The 20,434-nt window shown below is 67.9% G+C and carries 18 protein-coding genes and 2 pseudogenes; 12 read left to right on the top strand and 8 right to left on the bottom strand.

Features of this window, described 5'->3' with window-relative positions; translation table 11 throughout:
* Positions 1–217 precede the first annotated feature (217 nt).
* The 3 genes and pseudogenes from FGD71_RS47715 to FGD71_RS37985 all read left to right on the top strand — a co-directional run.
* Positions 218–382 carry a hypothetical protein gene (locus tag FGD71_RS47715; RefSeq protein ID WP_162931335.1) on the top strand — a complete coding sequence of 55 codons (165 nt, stop codon included), beginning with the start codon at positions 218–220 and terminating at the stop codon, positions 380–382.
* Positions 383–631: 249 nt separating this feature from the next.
* On the top strand, positions 632–2,095 hold the full coding sequence (locus tag FGD71_RS37980; RefSeq protein ID WP_162931336.1) for a flavin-containing monooxygenase: 1,464 nt from the start codon (positions 632–634) through the stop codon (positions 2,093–2,095).
* Positions 2,096–2,149: 54 nt separating this feature from the next.
* Positions 2,150–2,450 (top strand): annotated as a pseudogene (locus FGD71_RS37985) (IS5/IS1182 family transposase); the annotation flags it as partial.
* 62 nt (positions 2,451–2,512) lie between these two features.
* Here the strand turns inward: FGD71_RS37985 and FGD71_RS37990 are convergent.
* The gene (locus FGD71_RS37990; RefSeq protein WP_119105108.1) at positions 2,513–3,496 is read right to left on the bottom strand and encodes a BtrH N-terminal domain-containing protein; all 984 of its coding nucleotides are present in this window, start codon (positions 3,494–3,496) and stop codon (positions 2,513–2,515) included.
* Positions 3,497–3,837: 341 nt separating this feature from the next.
* On the opposite strand from FGD71_RS37990, the gene FGD71_RS37995 reads away from it, so the two are divergent.
* The 4 genes from FGD71_RS37995 to FGD71_RS38010 all read left to right on the top strand — a co-directional run bounded on the left by FGD71_RS37995 (position 3,838) and on the right by FGD71_RS38010 (position 7,384).
* Entirely contained in the window at positions 3,838–4,164 is a 327-nt protein-coding gene (locus tag FGD71_RS37995; protein ID WP_140936046.1) for a hypothetical protein, read from the top strand.
* A 355-nt stretch (positions 4,165–4,519) separates the two neighbouring features.
* Entirely contained in the window at positions 4,520–5,455 is a 936-nt protein-coding gene (locus tag FGD71_RS38000; protein WP_240436968.1) for an NUDIX hydrolase, read from the top strand.
* The gene (locus tag FGD71_RS38005; protein WP_119105111.1) at positions 5,452–6,711 is read left to right on the top strand and encodes a methyltransferase domain-containing protein; all 1,260 of its coding nucleotides are present in this window, start codon (positions 5,452–5,454) and stop codon (positions 6,709–6,711) included. The genes FGD71_RS38000 and FGD71_RS38005 overlap by 4 nt, the downstream gene beginning before the upstream one ends.
* Before the next feature lie 397 nt (positions 6,712–7,108).
* Entirely contained in the window at positions 7,109–7,384 is a 276-nt protein-coding gene (locus FGD71_RS38010) for a hypothetical protein (RefSeq protein ID WP_119105112.1), read from the top strand.
* Between the two features lie 304 nt (positions 7,385–7,688).
* Here the strand turns inward: FGD71_RS38010 and FGD71_RS38015 are convergent, their stop codons facing one another.
* A complete protein-coding gene (locus tag FGD71_RS38015) occupies positions 7,689–8,492 on the bottom strand; it encodes a hypothetical protein (RefSeq protein WP_240436965.1) in 804 nt (267 codons plus the stop codon).
* Positions 8,493–8,910: 418 nt separating this feature from the next.
* Between FGD71_RS38015 and FGD71_RS38020 the strand changes: the two genes are divergently transcribed.
* Together FGD71_RS38020 and FGD71_RS38025 are read left to right on the top strand one after the other, a co-directional pair.
* Positions 8,911–9,069 (top strand): hypothetical protein, encoded by a 159-nt coding sequence (locus tag FGD71_RS38020; RefSeq protein WP_240436966.1) that lies wholly within the window; start codon positions 8,911–8,913, stop codon positions 9,067–9,069.
* Between the two features lie 259 nt (positions 9,070–9,328).
* Positions 9,329–10,162 carry an SDR family oxidoreductase gene (locus tag FGD71_RS38025; protein ID WP_119105113.1) on the top strand — a complete coding sequence of 278 codons (834 nt, stop codon included), beginning with the start codon at positions 9,329–9,331 and terminating at the stop codon, positions 10,160–10,162.
* Between the two features lie 619 nt (positions 10,163–10,781).
* On the opposite strand, the gene FGD71_RS38030 is transcribed toward FGD71_RS38025, so the two are convergent.
* Positions 10,782–11,945 carry an MFS transporter gene (locus tag FGD71_RS38030; protein ID WP_240436967.1) on the bottom strand — a complete coding sequence of 388 codons (1,164 nt, stop codon included), beginning with the start codon at positions 11,943–11,945 and terminating at the stop codon, positions 10,782–10,784.
* A 99-nt stretch (positions 11,946–12,044) separates the two neighbouring features.
* Positions 12,045–12,497: a carboxymuconolactone decarboxylase family protein gene (locus FGD71_RS38035; RefSeq protein WP_162931337.1), complete on the bottom strand. Its 453-nt coding sequence runs from the start codon at positions 12,495–12,497 to the stop codon at positions 12,045–12,047.
* Between the two features lie 367 nt (positions 12,498–12,864).
* Here FGD71_RS38035 and FGD71_RS38040 point away from each other — a divergent pair.
* Positions 12,865–13,360, top strand: a pseudogene (locus FGD71_RS38040) (transposase family protein); the annotation flags it as partial.
* A 411-nt stretch (positions 13,361–13,771) separates the two neighbouring features.
* Here the strand turns inward: FGD71_RS38040 and FGD71_RS38045 are convergent.
* The gene (locus FGD71_RS38045) at positions 13,772–14,449 is read right to left on the bottom strand and encodes a response regulator (RefSeq protein ID WP_119105116.1); all 678 of its coding nucleotides are present in this window, start codon (positions 14,447–14,449) and stop codon (positions 13,772–13,774) included.
* Positions 14,450–15,631, bottom strand: coding sequence for a sensor histidine kinase (locus FGD71_RS38050; RefSeq protein WP_119105117.1), 1,182 nt, complete (start codon positions 15,629–15,631; stop codon positions 14,450–14,452).
* Between the two features lie 275 nt (positions 15,632–15,906).
* Between FGD71_RS38050 and FGD71_RS38055 the strand changes: the two genes are divergently transcribed.
* Both FGD71_RS38055 and FGD71_RS38060 read left to right on the top strand, forming a co-directional pair.
* Complete coding sequence (locus tag FGD71_RS38055; protein WP_119105118.1) at positions 15,907–17,355, top strand: alpha/beta hydrolase; 1,449 nt, start codon at positions 15,907–15,909, stop codon at positions 17,353–17,355.
* A gap of 13 nt (positions 17,356–17,368) precedes the next feature.
* Positions 17,369–18,022, top strand: coding sequence for a hypothetical protein (locus FGD71_RS38060; RefSeq protein ID WP_119105119.1), 654 nt, complete (start codon positions 17,369–17,371; stop codon positions 18,020–18,022).
* 132 nt (positions 18,023–18,154) lie between these two features.
* On the opposite strand, the gene FGD71_RS38065 is transcribed toward FGD71_RS38060, so the two are convergent.
* Both FGD71_RS38065 and FGD71_RS38075 read right to left on the bottom strand, forming a co-directional pair.
* Positions 18,155–18,733 (bottom strand): GNAT family N-acetyltransferase, encoded by a 579-nt coding sequence (locus FGD71_RS38065; protein WP_119105120.1) that lies wholly within the window; start codon positions 18,731–18,733, stop codon positions 18,155–18,157.
* A 312-nt stretch (positions 18,734–19,045) separates the two neighbouring features.
* Entirely contained in the window at positions 19,046–20,176 is a 1,131-nt protein-coding gene (locus FGD71_RS38075) for an FAD-dependent oxidoreductase (protein ID WP_119105122.1), read from the bottom strand.
* Between the last annotated feature and the right edge of the window lie 258 nt (positions 20,177–20,434).

Raw genomic sequence — 20,434 nt, forward strand, 5'->3', positions numbered from 1 at the left:
CCGAAGCCAGGGCTCACCTCCGCGACCTCGCCACCAATCTTGCCCACCACTATGCGCCGTCACCAACGTCCTGACCCGCAACAGCCAGGCATCAACACTGTGGGACGCACGTGCTGTTGTCGGTTTCGGCAGGGAGTGAAGCCGCTTCCGTAGATCGCCGTGCTCGTTGCGTTCTTTGATCAGGTCCCGTCGGTCACGCGCCAAGGAGCAGCACCGCATGAAGGCCTACCTCCGCCTCCTCTGGGCGTGGATCACCGGCAAGGTCCCCGCTCATTGCCACGAGTGCGGGAACGAGATCACCGGCGGCATGTGGAGTGAGGGCGCCGGCGGCCGGACGGACTACCGGTGCACCGACTGCGGCCCCGGGCCCGAAGCGCTGTGACCGGCCCCTGCTCGGCGCCACGCGGCGAACGCGCCGGTACGCCCGCGATGGCCCAGTTTCTGACGCACCGTGATGCGCGCGGTCTTCTCCGTCTGCTGGCCTTGACCGCGTACGTCGTGTCCTGGGATGTGGCCGGATCGTTCAGCTTCTGATGCCTCGGTCACCGTGGCCGTGCGCTGGGCATGGGGGTCCGCAACCGGGATGATGAGCGAGCTGGATGCGCTGATCGCCCAAGGGGAGTGGCAGCTGATGAGAGCGTGTGTTGTCGGGGCCGGCCCCGGGGGAATCGTCACCGCCAAGGTGCTGCTGGAGAACGGCTTTGACGTCACGGTCTTCGACAAGTACCAGCAGGTCGGCGGGATCTGGTCATCGGAGGGCTGCTACGACGGGCTGGCCAACCAGGCCGCGCTCCGCCTCTTCGAGTTCGCGGACCTGCCCAACCGCTTGCACTTCGCCAGCGCGGTGGACACGCAACGCTACCTGGAGAACTACGCCGAGACCTTCGGTGTGCTGGAACGCGTCCGACCCGGCACCAAGGTGATCTCCATCCGGCCGGTGGATGGGCCTGGGCGGGTGGGCGCCTCCGGCTGGTTGATCGACTCTCGGCCCGCTGGGGACACGGCGGCGGAGGTTCACCGCGAAACATTTGACTACGTCGTTGTCGCCAGTGGGGCTCATCATCATGTCCAGATGCCCGAGCTGCCCGGGCGTGAGTTGTTCCGCGGGACCGTGCTGCACTCCAACGAGGTGCGGGCCGGGACATTCGCCGGCCGGCGCGTGGTCGTCGTGGGCGGCGGCAAGTCCGCATTGGACCTGATCACCCGCGCCGCACGCGAGGCGACCTCAGCCACGATCGTGCAGCGCAAGGTGAACTGGATGGTCCCCGAGCGGCTCCTGCTCGGTCTGGTCGGCTACAAGTGGATCCTGTTCACCCGGCTCGGTGAGGCGCTCCTGCCCCGCTACCACGATCCGGCCTGCATCCGTCCCATCGACCGCATCGACGAGCGGGTCAAGCGAGCTCTGTGGTGGCTCATCACCCGCGACATGCTGATTTCCACCGGGCTGTACCGGCTGCCGAGGCAGCTGCAGCCCGCTCACGCGCTCCCCTTCCACCTGGCCCACGCGGGAGTGATGCCACGCGGCTACGCCCGGGCCATCCGCCGCGGCCTGATCGCCCCCAAGGTCAGTGCTGTCGAGGCGTATACCAACAAGGGGCTGCGACTGGCGACCGGCGAGGAAGTGGCGGCGGATGTCATCGTGTTCGCCACGGGCCACCACAAAGTCTTCCCGTTCCTGGATTCAAGGGTGCGAGTGCACGATTCCGCCGGGCGGCTGCGGCTTTACCGAGGCATCGTGCCACCCAGTGCCGACCGGCTGGGGTTCGTCGGTTTCCGGCAGGTCTTCAACAACATCATGGGCGTGGAACTCACCGCGCACTGGCTGACCCGTTATTTCCGGGCGACGCTGCGCACCACCCCGGGCGAGCAGGAGATGCAGGAGGCCATCGACGCTCGCCTGGCCTGGCAGGAGCAGGTGCTGCCAGGCTCCGGCGGCTACGACTTCGGCCCCTACGACATCCACTGCGCGGACGAACTCCTGCACGACATGGGGTTGCCATCCCGCCGCGCCGGCAACCTGCTGGCCGAATACCTGCTTCCCGGCGGAGTCGCACATCGCTACGCGGGCCTGACTCGATCGCGTTCGGCGAAATGAATGCAGAGCATGAGCGGCGCGACGCTATGCGAGCCCCGATGACCTGCCTAGCATTTCGGTCCGTGGAAGACCGTGTACGAACGCCACAGACGCTGGTCGGCGGCCGGCACCTGGGACAGGCTCTTCGCGGCCGTGCTGGCCGACGCCGACGCGGAAGGCCGCATCGATTGGTCGATGCTTAGCGTTGATTCGCCCTCCTGCCGGACCACCAGCACGCCGCCGGGCCCCGCAGGAGACCGCCGCGGGTGCCGGGAAAAGACGCACGCCCCGGCAGTACCGCCCCGACGAAGGACTCGGACGCTCCCGGGGCGGCCTGAACTGCAAAATCCATTTCGCCGGTGAGGGCGGACGCCGCCACACCGTCACCGTTGCCTCGGTCCGACTCTGGCTCCGCACATGATCCGCCGGACAGGCCCCCTAGAGCATGCTGAGTGTCTGCATCGCCTCGCGTTCGATGCGCGAGAGCTCGTGGAGGATGGAGCCGGCCTGCATGAGGTTCTTCGTGTCGCCGGATTCGCCTGCTGTCGCGACGAGTGCGGCCACCTGTGTCCAGAGGGTGGCGGCCTCGGTATACAGGCTGTGGCCAGTGCGCAGGTGGCTGCTGTCGATCAGCTGGGCACACTCGGCGAGAAAGTCCCGGTAGAGATTACGGAACAGGGCACCGCCGGTGCCGGCCCTCTCCATGAGGACGGCGGCCTGTGGCAGGTCCTCCTGCGGATTGTCGCTGCGCTGCAGCCACTTCGGCACTTGCTTGGCGGTCTTCTCGATGCCCCGGTGGCCCAGGTTCGCGATGGGCGGGTTCAGGAAGGCGGTGGCGCAGGTCTTGATCGCGGGGATGATCCGGTCCTGCGGTGACGTCAGGCTGCTGGGGGCTGTGATGGTGAAGGAGCGGTGCTTGGCGGTCATGGGGCCGCGCTCGGCCCTGGCCCTGGCCAGGCCGGCGAGGCTGGTCGAGACGGCTCCGCCCTGCGGGTCGGTGTCCACCAGGTAGGCGTCCTGTTCGTCGTAGCCGTACATGGCCACGACGTGCCCGCCGAAGTGCACCTTGGTGCTGAAGTAGTCCAGGTGGTAGCTGTCGAGCTGAAGGCCGACCGGCCGACCGGCGTCGATGGGTGCCGCCACGTTATGCCATGCCTTGCGCGGGGAGGTGGTCTCCCCGACCAGCAGCTCAAGCCCGAGTACGGCGGCCAGGTTCCTGGTGAGCTCGAACGGCTTGACCCGGCCTCCCAGGAAGGGAAAGCCCATGCCTTTGCTGTCCCAGTAGATGAAGGACAGCCCGGAGCCAAGCCCGAACAGCATGGGCTCGGACAAGTCGAGTCCCTCATGCCGCAGCAGCACGCCCAGCGCCGTCGTCTCGCAGTGCTGCATACCGCGGACATCGATGTCCTTCACCATGGTCATGCCGCCAATTCTCCTCCCTCAAAAAGGGTCTGTGTGGCGCTCCGGGCCGCAGGAGAACGCGGTAGTTCCACTGGCCGCTCACCTGCTGGGCAAATTGTGAATCCAACGTCTCCGCATCTGGCTTGAAACTGCACCAACCGGGAGCTAGTTAGGCAGCGTCCAACCGTCACACAACAACGCAAGTAACCGGGGGTCTCATGAAGTTGCCCATTCGCTTAGGAGCAGCCATAGGCGCAACTGCACTACTCACCGGGGCACTGACCGGTACTGCCGGTGCAGCATCAACGTCCGGGTCCACCACCATGGACGACTGCTTCGGAGGAGTGGTCTGCGGAGTCGTCGTGAACAAGCTGCCCAGCAACTACACCGTGAAGATCGCTTACTTCGGACAGGGCTCAGCGGAATGCAGGACATGGAACGCCGGCAAGCAGACCTGCAAGCACTGGTGGCTCCCGGGCGGCAAGAGCAGCAAGGACATTCTGGGCACCTGGTCTGACACTGACGGCTTCATGGTGGAGTCGACGTATTGGGTGAACGACCACGGGGATGGTGGGGAGGACCCGAAGAAGGTCAGCGGAGGCACGTGGACAAAGATCTCCAGCCATGAAATCGCACGATGCGACGAACGGCCGGCCTATGGGGCGTTCTGCGAGATCGACGTCATCTAGCGACCAGAAGCCGTCAGGCGCAGGAGCCCATCATCCGTAGCGCCGGACGACCCGCCATGAGGACGTCGGCGGTTCGGCAGCGAGTGGGGGATTGGTGTTTCGGCCATTCCTCGCATCACCCCATGTCGTTGCGCGGCAAGGGTCGTTGCATCCCGCATGCTCAGCCGACCGCGCAGGATGCGGATTCCAACACGTCTGAAAAACGTGCGTTCGAACAGCTCGTCGTGTCGTTTCGCTGGGCGACATCGGACTCTCGCGCACACGCAAGGGGGACTCGTTGACCTCGGCTCACGATGGTGCGTCGGTGAGTAACACCGGCTCTTTCGCTCCCTCTCAAGCGCCGCAGAACGCGTCGGTGCTGATCGTCAACGACGCAGGCGAGTATCTCCTGCACCTGCGGGATCATCTCCCTGGCATTTGGGAGCCTGGATCATGGTCCCTTCTCGGTGGCGGCCGCGAGCCTGGGGACGAGTCGTTGGAGGAGACGGCCCGACGGGAGTTGTTGGAGGAAGCGGGCCTGGACTTGCAGGTGCTCGAGCCTTTTCAGGTGGAGCACGCGAGGGGCGTCGACGGCTCGGCCATTGCCATCCAGGTCTATGCGGCCTGCTGGAACGGCGACCCTGAATCCCTGCACCTGACCGAAGGGGTCATGCTGCGCTGGTTCGCGCCGGAGATCATGCCCCGCTTGCGGCTGAGCCCGTCGACCCTCGACCTGGTGCGCCGCCACGCCGCGCAGCACGCCCGCAGACACAACAGCGTTGCAGCACATGCGGCCGATGCCGCCCATGCGGCCGATGCCGCGCATACCCCGTCGCCCGGGCGCCCCGGTGCATTGACAGCTGCGGGTGAGAAGACCGTCCTCAACGTCATCGGGGTCCATCTCTATCTGGAGAACAAGCTCGGTGCGGTCCTGCTCGGTCTGCGCCATCCCGACTGTTCGTACGCCGGTAAGAAGTGGCACTTCCTGGCCGGGCACTGCGAGCAGGAAAGCGCGATCGCCGGTGTCGTCCGGGAGGCCGGCGAAGAAGGGGGACTGCTGATTCGCCCCGAGGACGTCGAGTTGGTCCACGTCGTGCACCTGAGCGACGGGCCGGGCACACGACCGCGCGTGCAGATGGTGTTCCGTGTTCGCTCGTGGCAGGGCCGGCCGGTGGTGCGGGAGCCGGACCGATGTCTGGCCTGGGAGTGGTGGGATCCCAACGCTCTCCCGGACAACCTTGTGCCGTACGTCCGAGCCGCGATCGAGGGAATCCGAGCGGGCCGCCTCTACACGGAGATGGGCTGGGCATGAGTGCCGAACCGGCTGGCCCCGGCGCGGATGAGCAGGGAGAGGCCGCGCGCGTGTCGGCTGCGCGGGCGGCGATGGTCGCTGGGCTGGAAGAAGCGGGCGGCCTGCGGCCAGGGCCGGTTCGCGACGCGCTACTCGCCCTCCAGCGGGAACGACTGATGCGGCAGGCCTACGTGCGGCGCAGCGCGCCGGAGGAGAAGCCGTCGCGGTGGGACTTGCTGGACTGGAGGGTGCCCGCAGACCGCGACGAGCTGCTCGGGCTGCTGTATGGCGGGGAGAGCGTGCTGATCCAGCACGACGGTGAACCGATCCTTGGTCGCTCCCCGGGGCCCCGGTGCGGGGGTGCGATCACGTCCATGTCGAGCACCGTCGGCATGACTGCCCGTTTGCTGCAGGAACTGGACCTCCAAAGAGGCCAGCGTGTCCTGGACATCGGCACCGGTGCCGGGGTCACGGCGGCCGTCGCCTGCTGGATCTGCGGCGACGGCGGGGTGGTCACGCTCGACCGCGACAGGCATGTCACCGACGCTGCCCGGACTTACCTGGCCGACCTGGGCCACCGGCCGACGGCGGTGACCGGGCCCGGGGAGGCCGGTTGGCCCGTGCGTGCCCCGTACCAGCGCGTCTTCGTCTCCTATGCCGTCCCGCGGGTGCCGCAGGCGTGGGTGGAGCAGCTCGCGCCGCGCGGGCGAGTGCTGGCGAACGTCACCGGCTCGTCCCCGTCCTGGCCCGGGCTCGCGGTCATCACGAAGACCCCCGGCGGGCGGATCGAGGGTGAGTTGCGCGCCGTGGAGTTCGGGCACCGACCGGGACACGGCTTCGAGCGCATCTTCATCTCGCGCGCGTTCCTCGACCGGATCAAGGCCGGAGACGGCGGCCGCGGCTTCCGCAGCCACCAGGCACCGCCGCCCGACGAGGCGCGCGCATTCTGGCTCGCTGTGGATGCTCTGATGCCCGGGCTGGTCCGGAACTGGAGCGCCGACTACTTAGTGATCGGGGCCCCGGCGTGCGGCTCGTGGCTCACTGCCCGACCCGACGGCTCCGGCGCCTGGACGGTGACGGTACGCGGGCCCCGCGACATCTGGGACGAGATCCAGAACGTAGCTGCGCGCTGGCGAGCCGCCGGCGAGCCCACCAGCTACCGGCTGCACGTGGACGCGCAGGGCGAACAGTGGGTCAGCGCCGCCTCCGGCCACCCGGAGCTGACCTGGTCGCTGTCTCGACGACCGGCCAACACGGACGCTGAGGAGGAGGGTTGACACCACCGCGGCAGGCTTCTGCACGGGCCCGGTGGCTGGCCGGGCTCCGCTCCGGACGCGGTGTCCGGTATCCGTACGGCGCCGCCCACGGGGTCCGCTACTTGATCACATGCTTGCCGTTGAGGATCTTGGTGGCAGCTGTTGGCCTCGACTGCGCCCAGCTCCATGCCACGCCCTCCGGAGCCCTGCGGGCACCGGCAAGCCTCTCTCGAAAGGGGAGCTTCTTGAGCTGCTCACGCTGCTCCCTCTTCGCCTGCCGGGATTCCTTCGGGATACCGACCTCCGGTCGTCCCTGAGCGGCACCAGCCTAAGCCGAAATGGGTGTGCGCACATGCTTTGAGTAGATTCGTCGGTTTGGGGAACTTCGTCCGTGTACTGTCACAGGACGGAGAACACCATGGTCATCAAGAAACTCCACGACATGGGCGTACGCAGCGAGCACGCCTACATGGCGGCCATCGCTTCCATCGGCCTCTCCGTGGCCACCTGGGCGGCAAGCCTCGCCGCCGAACCCAGAAAGGGCCTCGCCCGCGCCGACCGCTGGGGCATCTTCGTCGGCGAATGGGCGCCCACCTTCTTCGGCCTCGGCGTCGCCCTCTCCCACTACGAACAGCACGACGGCACCCTCACCGCCAGCGTCCACGAAATCCGAGAGCAGAAGAAGGCCGGCTGACCAAGCGCGCGAGTGCCGGCCCCAGCGCCGGGGCGGGCGAACCGGGATGCGCGTTCCCTGCCCCGGGCGACGCTGTCTTTATGGCTTCGGTGAGGGGGCTCGTGATCGTCCGCCCGCCGAGCGTGTCCGGCGACCGATGGGTGCGTGTGAACGGGGAGATCCGTGGGCCCGAATCCGCTGTTCCGGCCCGTCTCCCTCCAGCGCGTGCCCCAGTGATGGGCCCGGGAGGGGACACAGCTGGTCGACACCGGCGCCACCGCCGACGGAGGCCAAGTCAGAACGACCCGGGGACAATGTCTCCTGATCAGGACTGATTGCTCCCTGCCCCCGTTGCTGTCCCGCCGGGTCGGCCCATCGACGGCGAGGGCACCCGCGAGGTGGACGGGACGTCGTCATCCAAGTCGCCGCGGAGGGCGGCGATGGCGAAGGCCACCATCGAGGCCAGGAGGAGCAGCGCGAGCGGCCCCCAGATCGCCGGGATCGCCCACATCGGCCAGTCGTTGGCCGCCTGCGCCCAGAGCGTCAGGATGGCTGCCCCGCCCATGCCGACGCCGTGCCACCGCACCATGGTCGCTGCTCTCGCGTGACGTCGCTTGCCCGGCGCGAAGAGTGGCCACAGCCCTCCGACGAGGGCGGTCAGCCCGAACGAGATACAGGCGAGCGCGCCGCCGAGGCGGTCCTCGGGCCACCCCACGGGTCCGGACGACGTCTGCTGCCGCCGTCCGTCGGCGTCCCGGACTTCGACGACCCGCCCGCGCCAGATCAGGCCGACGACCTTGTCGTCCGGCTCCATCTCCGACACCACTGGATCAGCTTGCCGGAACGTCACTTCCCACGGCTTGCCGGATGGCAGCAACAACTCCGCCTCCGGCGACTTGCTCCTCTCCCCGCGGTGCGTGTCGGCCTTCCGAACGGTGAATTCCTGCTCCCACAGACACCCCGACGCCTTCACCGGCACGGAGGCGCACGCCGGCGCGGCACGGAACTCCCGCTCCCGCTCCAGCGCTCCGCGGATCTCGAAGGCCGTTGCCACCCCCAAGACGAGAGCCACGACAGCGATCAGCAGCCATGCCACGGTCCGTATCGCCTTGTGCCCTGCCGCCCCCACCGTGCCTCCTCACCGTTCCCGCGAGTTCTCCCGCACGCGTATTTGAGCACGCTGGCCGATGGCCGCCCATACCCACTGCCGGCATTGCACGACCCCAGGCTTGCCGGGCGCAAAAGGCAACGAGTGAAAGGGCGGATGACCTGGCGGACCGTCTCGGCGGCCACCTGCGTCCAGTTGGCGCGGCCGGACAGTCGAACCCCTCGTGCGTGAGGCGCTGTCACCTCTACCGGATGCGAGTTCTCGGAGCGGCTGGGTGCCGGGCTCGTGTCCTGCTGGGGGATGTCGTCAACCGGGCACGCCCACATAAGGAGCGATGCGGGGGTGACGGTTGTTTGGTGGGACTCGGTGACCGGCCGAGCGGGTTCGCCGGCGGCGATATCCGACTCCCGGTATGCGGCCGCAGACCTACCGTGGCCGCATGTATTCACCGATCACGGGCACGGCCGCCGGTGTGCCGTTCACCACGCTGCCGCCGAACGACAACGGCGCCGCACGGTTGATCGTCACCTGGCACATGCTGGACGCGCGGACCGTCCGAGTGCCCGGCGTCCCTTTTCGGGCTCCGGCAGCGTGGTGATGTCCGGGGCCCGCCCGGGACGATGCGGGGTACTCGGATCGCTTCCATCAGCGGAGCAGGCCGGACCACGACATCGGCGACAAGGGCTACAGGCCGAAGGCGATCCGTGGGTCGTTGGAGATCAGCCACGGTCGCGAAGCGCCGGGTGTCTGCGTGCGTGGCCGGCGGAGGGAAGGGCCAGGGGTCTCCTTGACCTGAAGTGCGATTGAGTTTCTAGCGTGTCCTCAAGTTGATCATCTGACGGGAGGAGAACGCGCTCATGATCCTCGTGACCGGAGCCACCGGAAACATAGGAAGTGCACTGCTGAGGGAGTTGCACGCTTGCGGTGCGGGACCGCTGCGAGGGCTCACCCGTGACGCCGCACGGGCCATGTTCCCTGAAATGGTCGAGGCCGTTGAGGGGGACCTCGCTGAGCCGGAGTCATGGAAGCCCGCTCTGGAGGGGGTGCGCTCGCTGTTCCTCGTGTCGCGTCTGGGTTCGGATGCCGACATCCTTGAGGCCGCCCGGCTGGCGGGTGTGGAGCACGTGGTGCTGGTGTCGTCCATCACCGTCCAGACTCATCCGCATCTGGGCCCCGCCTGTGAGAATCTGGCGGTCGAGCGGCTCCTCAAGGACAGCGGCATGGCCTGGACGATCCTGCGGCCGACGCAGTTCGCCTCGAACGCTCTGATGTGGGCGGCGTCGATCCGCGACGGTGAGACGGTCCGTGCGCCGTATGCCGACACCGGGCTGCCCACGATCCACCCCGCGGACATCGCGTCGGTGGCGCGGGTGGCACTGACCGAGCCCGGCCACCAGGGGAGGACGTATACCCTGACTGGTCCAGAGCCGGTGACAGCCCGGCAGCAAGTCGAGGCCATCGCGGCAACACTCGGGCGGGATGTGCCCTTCATCGAGATCAGCCGGCAGGACGCTCACGCTCAGATGGCCGCGGTCTTCGGGGACGAGGCAGCGGATGCGGTGCTCGACGTCACGGGCGGAGACGTCAATGACGAGCTGCTGGCGGTGCGCGACACGGTTTCACGGGTCACGGGCTCCCGTGCCAGACCGTTCCAGCAGTGGGCTGCGGAGAATGCCGACAGCTTCCGCTGATACCCCGGCCCGTGACAGCCGAAGTTCTGGTGTTTCTCGATCGTGGGGTCAGAGCGTGGCGGGCTGCTCGGCGCGTGCGTTGGTCTGGGCGAGGCGGCAGGAGTCCGTTGCCGGTGTCGCTACCCAGGCCGGTGCCGGACGGCAAGTGCTGTGTGGGAACGTCGCGTCGGCAGCAGGGGCTCGATCCGCTCCCACCGCTCATCCGACACGATCCACGGCGACACACCCACGGACCGGACAACGGCCAGCCCGTCGGCGGTACTGAGCAATCAACGGATCACCCGGAACCGCAGGTGGGTGACGTTGGGCGTCTCGACCACCGTGGTGCGCTGGAGCTGGAACTGGCCGCTCCCGTCGCCCAGCAATTCGCTTCTCTGGAAGCCGACTTCGGCATCAGGCTGTCGGTCGGCCGGACCGGGCGGTGCTGGGGCAACACGCTCGCCGAGTCGTTCGCGTACGAGGGGGGCACAGGCGACGCATCGTTGCTGGTCGCTGTGTCGTTGCGACGATGGCATGTTCTACGCCGGGTCGGGTCGGCCTGCGATCTTGGGGTCCTGTTGGACGGGCACGAGTACGCCGCCTCACTCCGCGGACATGGGAACGCTGCGACGGGTCCTGCTCACCACAAGCAGGGTGAGGATGTGAGTGCGGCGCCGATCCACAGCACGCTGGTGGTGGCGATGCCGTCGACGGCGAGGCCCCCGAAGAGCGCGCCGAGCGCGATGGACAGGTTGAACATGGAGACGTACAGCGAGGAGGCTGCCTCGCTGGTGTTTGGTGCGGCCTTGAGGATCCAGGTCTGGAGGGTGACCGGCACCGCGCCGTAGCCCAGCCCCCACAGGATCAGGATGGCGGCCGCGGCGAAGGTGGTGTTGTCGACGACTGCGAGGAGCACCACGGCCCCGGTGAGGACCAGGGAGATGGCCGTGACGGTCTGGCGCAGCCGCTTGGTGATGAGGGCCCCGGCGATGAAGTTGCCGCAGATACCGGCGACCCCGAAGGTCAGCAGCAGCGCACTGATCATGTTGTCGCCTACACCGTCGTCCTGCAGGATCGGCCGAACGAAGGTGTAGGCCACAAAGTGCCCGGTGATGACGAGGAAGGTGATGGCCATTCCGGCGCGCACGCCGGCGTTGCTCTTGAGGACCTTGGGCAGATCCACGAAGTTGATTGTCTGCTCCGCCGGCACCTTCGGCATGAGGAAGACCATGCAGGCCAGGGAGACGAGGCCTAAGATCCCCACGGCGGCGAACGCGGCGCGCCAGTTGCTGAGGTCGCCGATGAGCGTTCCGATGGGCACGCCGAGGACGGAGGCGGTCTCGACACCGCCGAAGATGACGGCGGTGGCCCGGGGCACGTGCCTCTCCGGTACCAGCCGCAGCGCGATGCCACCGGCCAGGGACCAGAAACCGCCGACACTGATACCGATCAGGAAACGAGCGGTCAGCACGATCGCGAAGCTGGTCGCGAAGGCGGAAGCGAGGTTGGCCGCGCCCACGAGGCCGATCAGGACCGCCAGCACGATCCGGCGGTCGATGCGACCGGTGGCCACGGTGACCACGGGCGCCGAGACGGCGGCGACCAGGCCGGGGACGGTCACCATCAGGCCCGCGGTGCCCTCCGATACGTCCAGGGCGGAGCCGATCGGGGTGAGCAGGCCCACGGGCAGTAGTGCGGATGTCATCAGGGCGAAGATGCCCAAGGTCACCGCCAAGATGGCGAGCCAGCCCTTGACGGGGGACGGCTCTCTGGCGGCAAAGACTGGTGTGTCGACGGAGGTCACGGCTCCATCAGTCCTTCGTGAGGAGGGGTTCATGGCATGCCACGGGCGGTGGACCGAGGGCTCGGGCCACCGCCCGTGGAGAGAGCTGTCAGTTGTCCGTTACTCGGTGCCTGGGGTCTTCCGTGTGGTGACGTTCATGCGGTTCCAGGCGTTGACGGTGAAGATCAACGCGATGAGCTGGGCCAGTTCCTTCTCGTCGAAGTGCTGGGCGGCCTCGTCGTAGACCTCGTCCGGTACGCCGCCGGGCAGGCGAGTGACGGCCTCGGTCAGCGCCAGGGCGGCCCGCTCCTGCGCGGTGTACAGGCTCGACTCCTCCCAGGCGGAGAGCTGGTAGATGCGCTCCTCCGTCTCCCCGGCCTTGCGGGCATCGGAGGTGTGGTAGTCGATGCAGTACGCGCACCGGTTGATCTGGGAGGCGCGGATCTGCACCAGCTCCAGCAGGACGGGATCGATCCCCTCACGGGCGGCGGCGTCGAGGGCGAGGACGGCCTTGAAGACCTTGGAGGCGACGGTGGTGAAGTTCATGCGCTGAGGCACCTGAAAAGTTGTCATGCTTGGACCGTAAGAGCGAAAGTGGCCCCAGGTATGGTGCATTTCTGTGGCAGAAATGCGGGTCAATTCTCAAGAGAAAGGACTGTCCCCTAACTACCCCGGCGTGGGCGGGCCACAGGCAGCCCGGCTCTCTCAATCGGCGAGTTGAGAGACTCCGGTCATGGGATCTTGAGAGGAACTTTGGGGCCAGCGCTGTTGTCGCGGAAGGTGTTGCGCTTGGCGCGGGCGGATCGCTGTTTGGGCAGTACCTGGTGTCGCGAGCGAGCACCCGGCAGCTCGAAGTACAGGAGTCAGCCGCGCACCGCGCGGAACTGAAGGGCTCGCTGCAGGCGGAGAGCGCGTTGCGCCGCGAGGGCGCGAAATCAGGGATCCGGTTCGCAAAGGCTGTCCCTGGAGCCTGCCGGTTGGAGGATCGCGTGCTGTTGGTGACCGCGTACTGGCGCACGAACTTGACGCTGCGCCAGCTGGGCTCCGCTGTTTGGCATTTCGAGGTCCGCGGCCGACCGCATCATCGATCACCTCGGGCCGTCGCTCGCCCTCCAGCCCAGGAAGCGGTTCAGCAAGAACGCGGTGCTGATCGTGGACGGCACGCTCGTACCGACCCGTGACCACACGATCACCAAGCAGTCGAAGAATTACCGCTACTCCACCAACCACCAGGTCGTCATCGACGCCGACAGCAGTTTGGTCGTCGTAATCGGCCGCCCCTTGCCTGGCAACCGCAAACGACTGCAAGGCCTGGGCGGAATCCGGCGCGATCGCCGCCGTCGTCAGAGACCACGACGATCGCCGACGGCTGCTGTCCCGGCACCGGGCTCGTCATGCCACACTGCCGCCGCAAACGCGAAGTCCGGTCAGTTCCGCGAGAAAGTCGCCCTCCTGCAGGTTGCCGTTTTCTTCGGCAGCACTCGATGGGGTCGATCATGGAGGCTGAAGACGGCTGCTCTGTGTCATCACCCGAGCGCTGGAGCTGCGCTCCACCCCTTTGGCTGAGCGCGGGTTCAGACACAGGGCGGGGCCGGCACGGCTGGGTTTCGGCACGCGGGCTGGGCAGGCCAGGTGTGGGCGGATGTGAGACACGACAACGGGCGCTCGCCGCGCAGTCGCTCGCGGATTACCGCCGCGGCGCGTTTGGTGAGTCGCGGTTACAGATGAGGGTGCAGGCTGAACTGACGCGTGCTCAGCCCGGTGAACGGGGCTGTCCAGGACGGCTCCGGCAGCGGCTCCGCCACGCGCCCCTCGGGGCAGCGTGGGCACCCTCTGTGCCAGGCTGGTCATTCCTCTGCGTCGCGGACCACGAGTGCGATCTGTACCCGGTTCTCGACCGCCAGCTTGGCGAACAGGTTGCCTGTGTGTGCCTTGACGGTCGCGATGCTGATGCGCAGCCGCTGGGCGATCTCCGGGTTGCCCAGTCCGTCCGCGATGGCCCGAGCGGTTTCGAGTTCTCGTTCGGTCAGTGTGGACAGCTGTTTCCGTGCGGCTTCGCGGGATGATCTGCGAGCGTGAGCGGACTGCGGGCCGGTGGCTGCGGCGATCACCCGTGCCGTGGCCGCTGGAGACAGCACGGGATTGCCCTCCGCGACGGTCCGCACCGCGTCGAGAATCTGCGGCGGTTGGGTGTCTTTGAGGACGAAGCCGAGGGCTCCGGCGCGCAGTGCGCCGAGCACCAGATCGTCCGAGTCGAACGTGGTCAGCATGAGCACCCGCGGCGGCGCCGGTCGAGTGAGGAGTTCCCGGGTCGTGCTGAGACCGTCACGACCGGGCATGCGCACGTCCATCAGCACGACGTCCGGCCGCTGCTCGTCCACCACGGTGATCGCGGCGTCCCCGTCGGCCGCCTCCGCGACGACGGTCAGGTCCGGTTCGCCGTCGATGACGAGCCGCAGTGCCATTCGCACCAGCTGCTCGTCGTCGACGATGACGACACGCACCGGCTCCCGCTCGCTGTCCACTCAGGTTCTCTTTTCGTGGGTGGGGTCTGGCCAGGGTAGTTGTGCGGTGAGGATGTATCCGTTGTCGGGTGTGGGGTGGTGGTTGAGTTTTCCGCCGGCTAGGTCAATTCGTTCGGTGAGGCCGAGCAGGCCGAATCCTGATGCCGGTGGTCGTGCGTTTCTTGTGGTGGCTGGGGAGTTGTGGACGCTGACGTACAGTTCGTCGCCGGCTGTTCCTTCGAGGATGATGTGTACGCGTGCGCCTGGGGCGTGTTTGGCGGCGTTGGTCAGTCCTTCCTGGACGATCCGGTAGCAGGTTCGTCCGACGACGTCGGATGGTCTTCCCGTCACGGTGGTGGTGAGCGTGACCTCCAGTCCGGATGTGCGGGCGTCGGCCACCAGGTCGGGGACGCGGTCGAGGGAGGGTTGGGGTGGTTCCGGGCGGCCCGGGTCGGCCCGGAGCACACCGAGGACATCCCGTAGTTCTTCCAAGGCCTGGTGGGAGCCATCGGCGATGCCACGGACCAGCACGTGGTTCTCCTCTGCTGCGAGGTCGCTGCGGTGGTCCAGCACTCCGGCCTGCATGGCGACCAGCGAGATCCGGTGCGCGAGCACGTCGTGCATCTCGCGGGCGATCCGGTTCCGTTCCAGGGCGCGTGCCTGCGCCGCTCGTGCGGTCTGTTCCCGTTCCGCGCTCTCCGCCCGGTCGCGCAAGGACCGCACTTCGACACGCCGCGCGCCGATGGCCATGCCCACGGCCACCGCGATGCCCGCGGTCAGTGCCGGGAACGCGAGCTGGAACCACAACGAGCCGGGCGGCATCTGGACCGGATAGAGCCCGACGGCGAACTGTGACGCGGTCACGTAGGCCAGCCCGACGACGCCGATCTCCACCGGACGGCGACGGGTGGAGATCGAGGCCAGCGCCAGAAGTGCGGCGCCGGTGGCGAGTCCCGACGCGGTCGAGGCGATCGCGACCGTCATGGCGACGGCGAGCGGGAACCGCCGTCGCCACAGAAGCGCCGTCAGGCAGCCGAGAGCCACCAGCGGATCACCGATGAGGAACCAGGATCCCGTTTCGGCCGCCTGCTGGTGCAGCAGCACACCGGTGGAGAGCCAGGCCGGTATGCCCAGTGCCGCGGCCGCCGCCAGCCGCCAGGTCTGCTGCCACCCCCCGAGCCGTGGCGCGACGTCTGTATTCACCTGGCCATTGTCGCGAAACGGTACGGCCGGTGAGTCAGACCGGGGGCTGATGTGTCCTTCGACCAGAGTCGAATCACCGTCTCGACTCTGGGCGAAGGCGATTCGAGCCGCCGGGTTGATGTGCCGGCGGCGCCGCACGGACAGACTCGTCGAGGCAGTCGGGATGGTGATCACAGCCCTGTCCGCCCCAGCGGTGATCCGCGGCGTGGCCGTCCCAAGCACGCCCGTTCCGGCGCCCCCCGTGCACCCCCATGCACCCCTCAGGAGGACATCAGATGCACCGAACCTTGTCCCTCGCCATCGCCGCCACCGCGGTGGCGGCGACCACGATTCCGGGGGTGCCGGTGGCGGCGACACCGACGCCGGAGACCGTGCGGTGGGGCCCGTGCCAGGACAAGGCCGCCTCGGAGAAGGCCGTCTTGCCCCGTCTGGAGTGCTCGACGCTCGAAGTCCCCCTGGACTACCGGGATCCGGACGGCCGACAGATCGAGATCGCGATCTCCCGGCTGGCGAGCAAGGAACCCTCGCAGCGCCGCGGCGTGCTGCTGACCAGTCCGGGTGGCCCCGGCATCACGGGACTCGGCTACCCGGCCGTTCTCGCCGGCTCAGGGCTGCCGCAGGAGGTGCTGGACTCCTACGACCTGATCGGCTTCGACCCGCGTGGCGTCGGCCGCAGCACGCCGGTGACCTGCGATCTGACGCCGGAGCAGCAGGCACGCGGCAACGTCCCGCCGTACGCGCACACCGCGGCCGATGTCGCGCGGGAGGCGGGGAACGCGCGGACCATCGCCGAGCAGTGCGCCACCTCACGAACGGCGTGGATGCTGCCGCACACCACCACCGCGAACACCGCGCGCGACATGGACCGGATCCGGGCGGCGCTGGGCGAGCCGAAGCTCTCGTACCTCGGTGCGGTGTACACGACGATGTTCCCCAAGCGCAGCGACCGGGTCGTGCTCGACAGCAACCTGGGCCCCGGCGGTTACGACGTCACGGCCATGCGGTTGCTCGCCCGTGGACTGGAGGAGCGGTTCCCGGACTTCGCGGCGTTCGCGGCCGCGCACCCCGAGTACGGTCTGGGCACCACACCGGAGCAGGTGACCGCGAAGTTCTTCGATCTCGCGGAGCGGCTGGAAGAGAAACCGGTCCAGGGCTTCGACGCGACGTCGTTCCGCGGGATCACGTTCGACCGCCTCTACAGCGATGCGGACATGCCCCTGGTGGCCAAGACCTGGCAGGCACTCGACACGGACCAGCCGCCGCCGCCCACCGCGCCGTTTCCGAACATGGAGAACTTCATGTCCGCCCGCTTTTCAGTGATATGCGGCGATACACGCTGGCCGGAGACGGTCCGGGAGTATCAGCGCAACGTCGCGGTCGACCGGCTGAAATACCCGATGCTGGGCGGGTCCACGGCCGGCATCGGACCGTGCGCGTTCTGGCCGGACGAGCGGGTCGAGCCGCCGGTGCGCATCGGTGACCGGGGCCCGTCGAACGTACTCATGGCGCAGAACGAGCGCGACCCGGGGACGCCGCTGGTCGGCGCCCAGGAGCTGCGGCGGGCGTTCGGGAAGCGGGCCACGATGGTGACGGCCGACCAGGGCGGGCACGGTGTCTATCCGTTCGGCCCCAACACGTGCGCGAACGACGCGGTGACCGCGTTCCTGACCACCGGGCAGCGCCCGTCGCAGGACCTCGCCTGCGCAGTGGAACCCAGCAAGTAACAGGAGTAGAGGCATGCTCAAGGAGTGGCGGCATCGTCGGGCTGTGCAGCGGGTAAAGCCCGGGGACGGGCGACCGTTGAAGCGTTTCCGGTGGTGGCAGATGCTTACCCGCGCACTGTTCCATCTTCGGCTGATGAACGACGACGGCCGGCAGACGGTCTACGCCGTCGACGTCAAGCATCAGAATCAGTCGGAGGGCTACGTCAAGGCCCACCTGTACCTCGATGGCAGGCATCACGCCGAGTCCAAAGTCCCTGCCGTCTTCCCCGTTGAGGGCGGCACCGTCGAAGTAAGGACGAGCGGCTTCGGGCTCAAGCGCTGCCACTACGTCACCGCCGAGGGGGCCGAGCACCAACTCATCCCGGACCCCGACTCCGCCGAGGGGCGCCGCGCGCGCCTCGACCGCGCGCACCCCGCACTGAGCCGCTGTATGGGTTTCCTCTCGTCGATCGTGCTCGTCATCGGCCTGGTTCTCCTGATCCTTCAACTCGCCGAACAGGTCACCCGGGCGCCGGAGGGCGTCGCCCAGTACGTCGGGACGTTCACCTCGCCCATTGATCTGTCGGCATGGGGCAACGTCGTGGTCGGGCTCGCTACTGTGGCGGCCAGCACGGAGCGGGCGCTGCGGCTGCGCTACAACTGGCTGCTCGACGGCGGGGCGGGCTGACCCCGCTTCTTCGGACCGGTCGTTATGACGGGGTGTCGCCATCCTCAGATGCTGATCGAACGCGATCACGCTCGATGTCAAGGAACAAGCTCAGCTTGTTCTATAACCTCTGGCGCCTTCTCGCGGGCTCGCTCACTTCATCCACCGGGCCATGAAGAGCGCCTGTTCACCAGCCGACTCCGTGCCGTCGTAGAGCGAGGTGTCCAGCCCGCAGAAGACGAAGCCCAGCCGAAGGTAGGCGCGAATAGCGGGAGCGTTGATGTTGCTGACCTCAAGCCACACATGCCCTGCCCCGCACTCCGTCGCGAAGTCGAAGGCGTGATTCATCAGGGTGCGTCCAACGCCTCTGCCTCTCCACGCTGGTGCGACCTCAATGTCACAGATGGTCAGGCGCGAGTTCCACGCGTCGAAAGAGATCTCCACAAACCCACACAACTCGTCCCCGTCGAAGGCGACCACAGTCCGGCGCAGCTCGGGATCGCCGTCGTCGTCACTGTCGTCCTCGGCGGGGAAGACCTTGTGGATGGGAGGTTCCACCGGAGTCTGACAGATCCTGAAACCCTGGTCCGTCACGGCTACTTCGAACACAGAATCCGTCGTGAAAGACCCGTCGAGCCTCGCAAGGGCCTCGCCGTCCTCGGATCGCGCGAGCCGGTAGACGACGGTCCCCGCCATGCCGAGAACCGTCGCATCGTCTGCAGTTGTCTTCATGGCTCGACCGTCTCACGAGGGCGATCACCTTCCGGCGGGGCGGTGAATAGCCCCCTGTTCATCCGGCACGCCCCAGGTCTCCGGCTTCGCCGCCGCAGGGCGGCGGGCTGCGAGGCCGGGGACAACTGGACGTGGCTCGTGATCACCGCCCCCACCCAGCTGAGGCTCGTCCGCCAGGTCGCCGCCGATCTAGGGCGCCCCTGGGCGCGTTCGTGGAACGGTCACGGTGACCGTTCCACGAACGGAGGTTATGGAGTGGGTGAGGCACCTGAGTAAGAGGTGACAGCCACCGTGGTGACCTCGGCTAGTGGCTCATTGGTCCGTCTCGGTGATCATGTCGATCAGGGCGTGGGCTGTGTTGGCGTCGGGGTCGGTCCCGTGGATCTCGGCACCTTCAAAAGTGGCGACCTCGGTGCTGCGGGGGAACATGGCCTGCTCGTACTCGGTGAGCGCGGCCTCGATGTCGTCGGGGTGCGCGGCTAGGGCCTTGCCGAGTTCGGCGCCGTCGAGCATGGCCAGGTTGGCGCCTTCACCGTTCGGGGCCGCGAGGTGGGCGGCGTCGCCGAGCAGGGTCACCCCCGGCACCCGGTCCCACCGGTGCCCGGTCGGCAGAGCGTAGTGGGGGCGCAGGACCGGCGCGGTGTCGCCGTCGGTGATCAGCGCGGTGAGCTCCGGTGCCCAACCGTCGAACTCTTGCGCGATCCGTGCGGCGGCCGCGGCGGCATCGGTGAAATCGATGGCGGCGAACCAGTCCTGCGGCTTGGACAGCGCCACGTAGGTGTGCAGGGTGTCGCCGCTTTCCCGGTGAGCGAAGATCTCCTTGCCCGGCGCGGGCGCGATCATCGACCCGCCGCCGACCGCTTTCGCGGCGGCTGGGTGCCGGGTGTCGGTGTCGAACAGGTAGGTCTCGACGAACGACGTGCCGGTGTACTCGGGTGTGGCGGTGGAGAGCAGCGGCCGGACTCTTGACCATGCGCCGTCCGCGCCGACGAGCAGGCTGGTGACGACGGTGCCGCCGTCGGCGAACGTCACCTCGTAGCGCCCCTCGCCGAGGGCACGGGTGCTGCTGACCTTGTGCCCCCACCGGACGGTGCCGGCCGGGAGTGAGTCGAGCAGGATCTTTCGCAACTCGCTGCGCTGCACCTCCGGGCGTCCGCCCACGCCGTCGTCGGCTTTGTCGAGCAGGACGGTCCCGTCCCGGTCAAGGACCCGCATCGACTGGCGGCCCTCCAGGACGATGGCGTGGAACTCGTCCATCAGGCCAGCCGCCTTGAGGGCGAGCTGCCCGTTGTAGTCGTGGATGTCGAGCATCCCACCCTGCGTACGCGCCGATGGGGAGGACTCGGCCTCGTAGACCGTGACCGGGATTTTGTGGACGTGCAGGACGCGGGCCAGCGTGAGTCCGCCGAGTCCCGCGCCGATGATCGTGACGGGCGTGTGCATGGTGGCTCCTTCGGGATCGGGCCGCCCGGTGAGCTCCGACCGGCCGTCTCTGGAAAGGTGCCAGGCCCCGCCGACGAGCCGTCGACATCGGACCGACAGCCCTCCGATAGATGACCGACACCGCGGCTCCGCCGCCCGATCACCCCGGGTCAAGGCGCCGATCAGCCAGGAGGAGGCTTAGAGGCCCTAACAAAGCCGTTGGACGTGGCGGTGGGTGATCAGGCAGATGGCGAGGCCGAGGAAGGCTTCGTGGATGTC

This window comes from Streptomyces sporangiiformans (assembly GCF_005768555.2).
GTDB lineage: Bacteria > Actinomycetota > Actinomycetes > Streptomycetales > Streptomycetaceae > Streptomyces > Streptomyces sporangiiformans.

Excerpts from the sequence above, each read along its gene's own strand:
- FGD71_RS47715 (WP_162931335.1), top strand. The coding sequence starts at position 218 with ATGAAGGCCTACCTCCGCCTCCTCTGGGCGTGGATCACCGGCAAGGTC.
- FGD71_RS38005 (WP_119105111.1), top strand. The coding sequence starts at position 5,452 with ATGAGTGCCGAACCGGCTGGCCCCGGCGCGGATGAGCAGGGAGAGGCC.
- FGD71_RS38025 (WP_119105113.1), top strand. The coding sequence starts at position 9,329 with ATGATCCTCGTGACCGGAGCCACCGGAAACATAGGAAGTGCACTGCTG.
- FGD71_RS38060 (WP_119105119.1), top strand. The coding sequence starts at position 17,369 with ATGCTCAAGGAGTGGCGGCATCGTCGGGCTGTGCAGCGGGTAAAGCCC.
- FGD71_RS37990 (WP_119105108.1), bottom strand. The coding sequence starts at position 3,496 with ATGACCATGGTGAAGGACATCGATGTCCGCGGTATGCAGCACTGCGAG.
- FGD71_RS38020 (WP_240436966.1), top strand. The coding sequence starts at position 8,911 with ATGTATTCACCGATCACGGGCACGGCCGCCGGTGTGCCGTTCACCACG.
- FGD71_RS38065 (WP_119105120.1), bottom strand. The coding sequence starts at position 18,733 with ATGAAGACAACTGCAGACGATGCGACGGTTCTCGGCATGGCGGGGACC.
- FGD71_RS37980 (WP_162931336.1), top strand. The coding sequence starts at position 632 with ATGAGAGCGTGTGTTGTCGGGGCCGGCCCCGGGGGAATCGTCACCGCC.
- FGD71_RS38010 (WP_119105112.1), top strand. The coding sequence starts at position 7,109 with ATGGTCATCAAGAAACTCCACGACATGGGCGTACGCAGCGAGCACGCC.
- FGD71_RS38035 (WP_162931337.1), bottom strand. The coding sequence starts at position 12,497 with ATGACAACTTTTCAGGTGCCTCAGCGCATGAACTTCACCACCGTCGCC.
- FGD71_RS38075 (WP_119105122.1), bottom strand. The coding sequence starts at position 20,176 with ATGCACACGCCCGTCACGATCATCGGCGCGGGACTCGGCGGACTCACG.
- FGD71_RS38055 (WP_119105118.1), top strand. The coding sequence starts at position 15,907 with ATGCACCGAACCTTGTCCCTCGCCATCGCCGCCACCGCGGTGGCGGCG.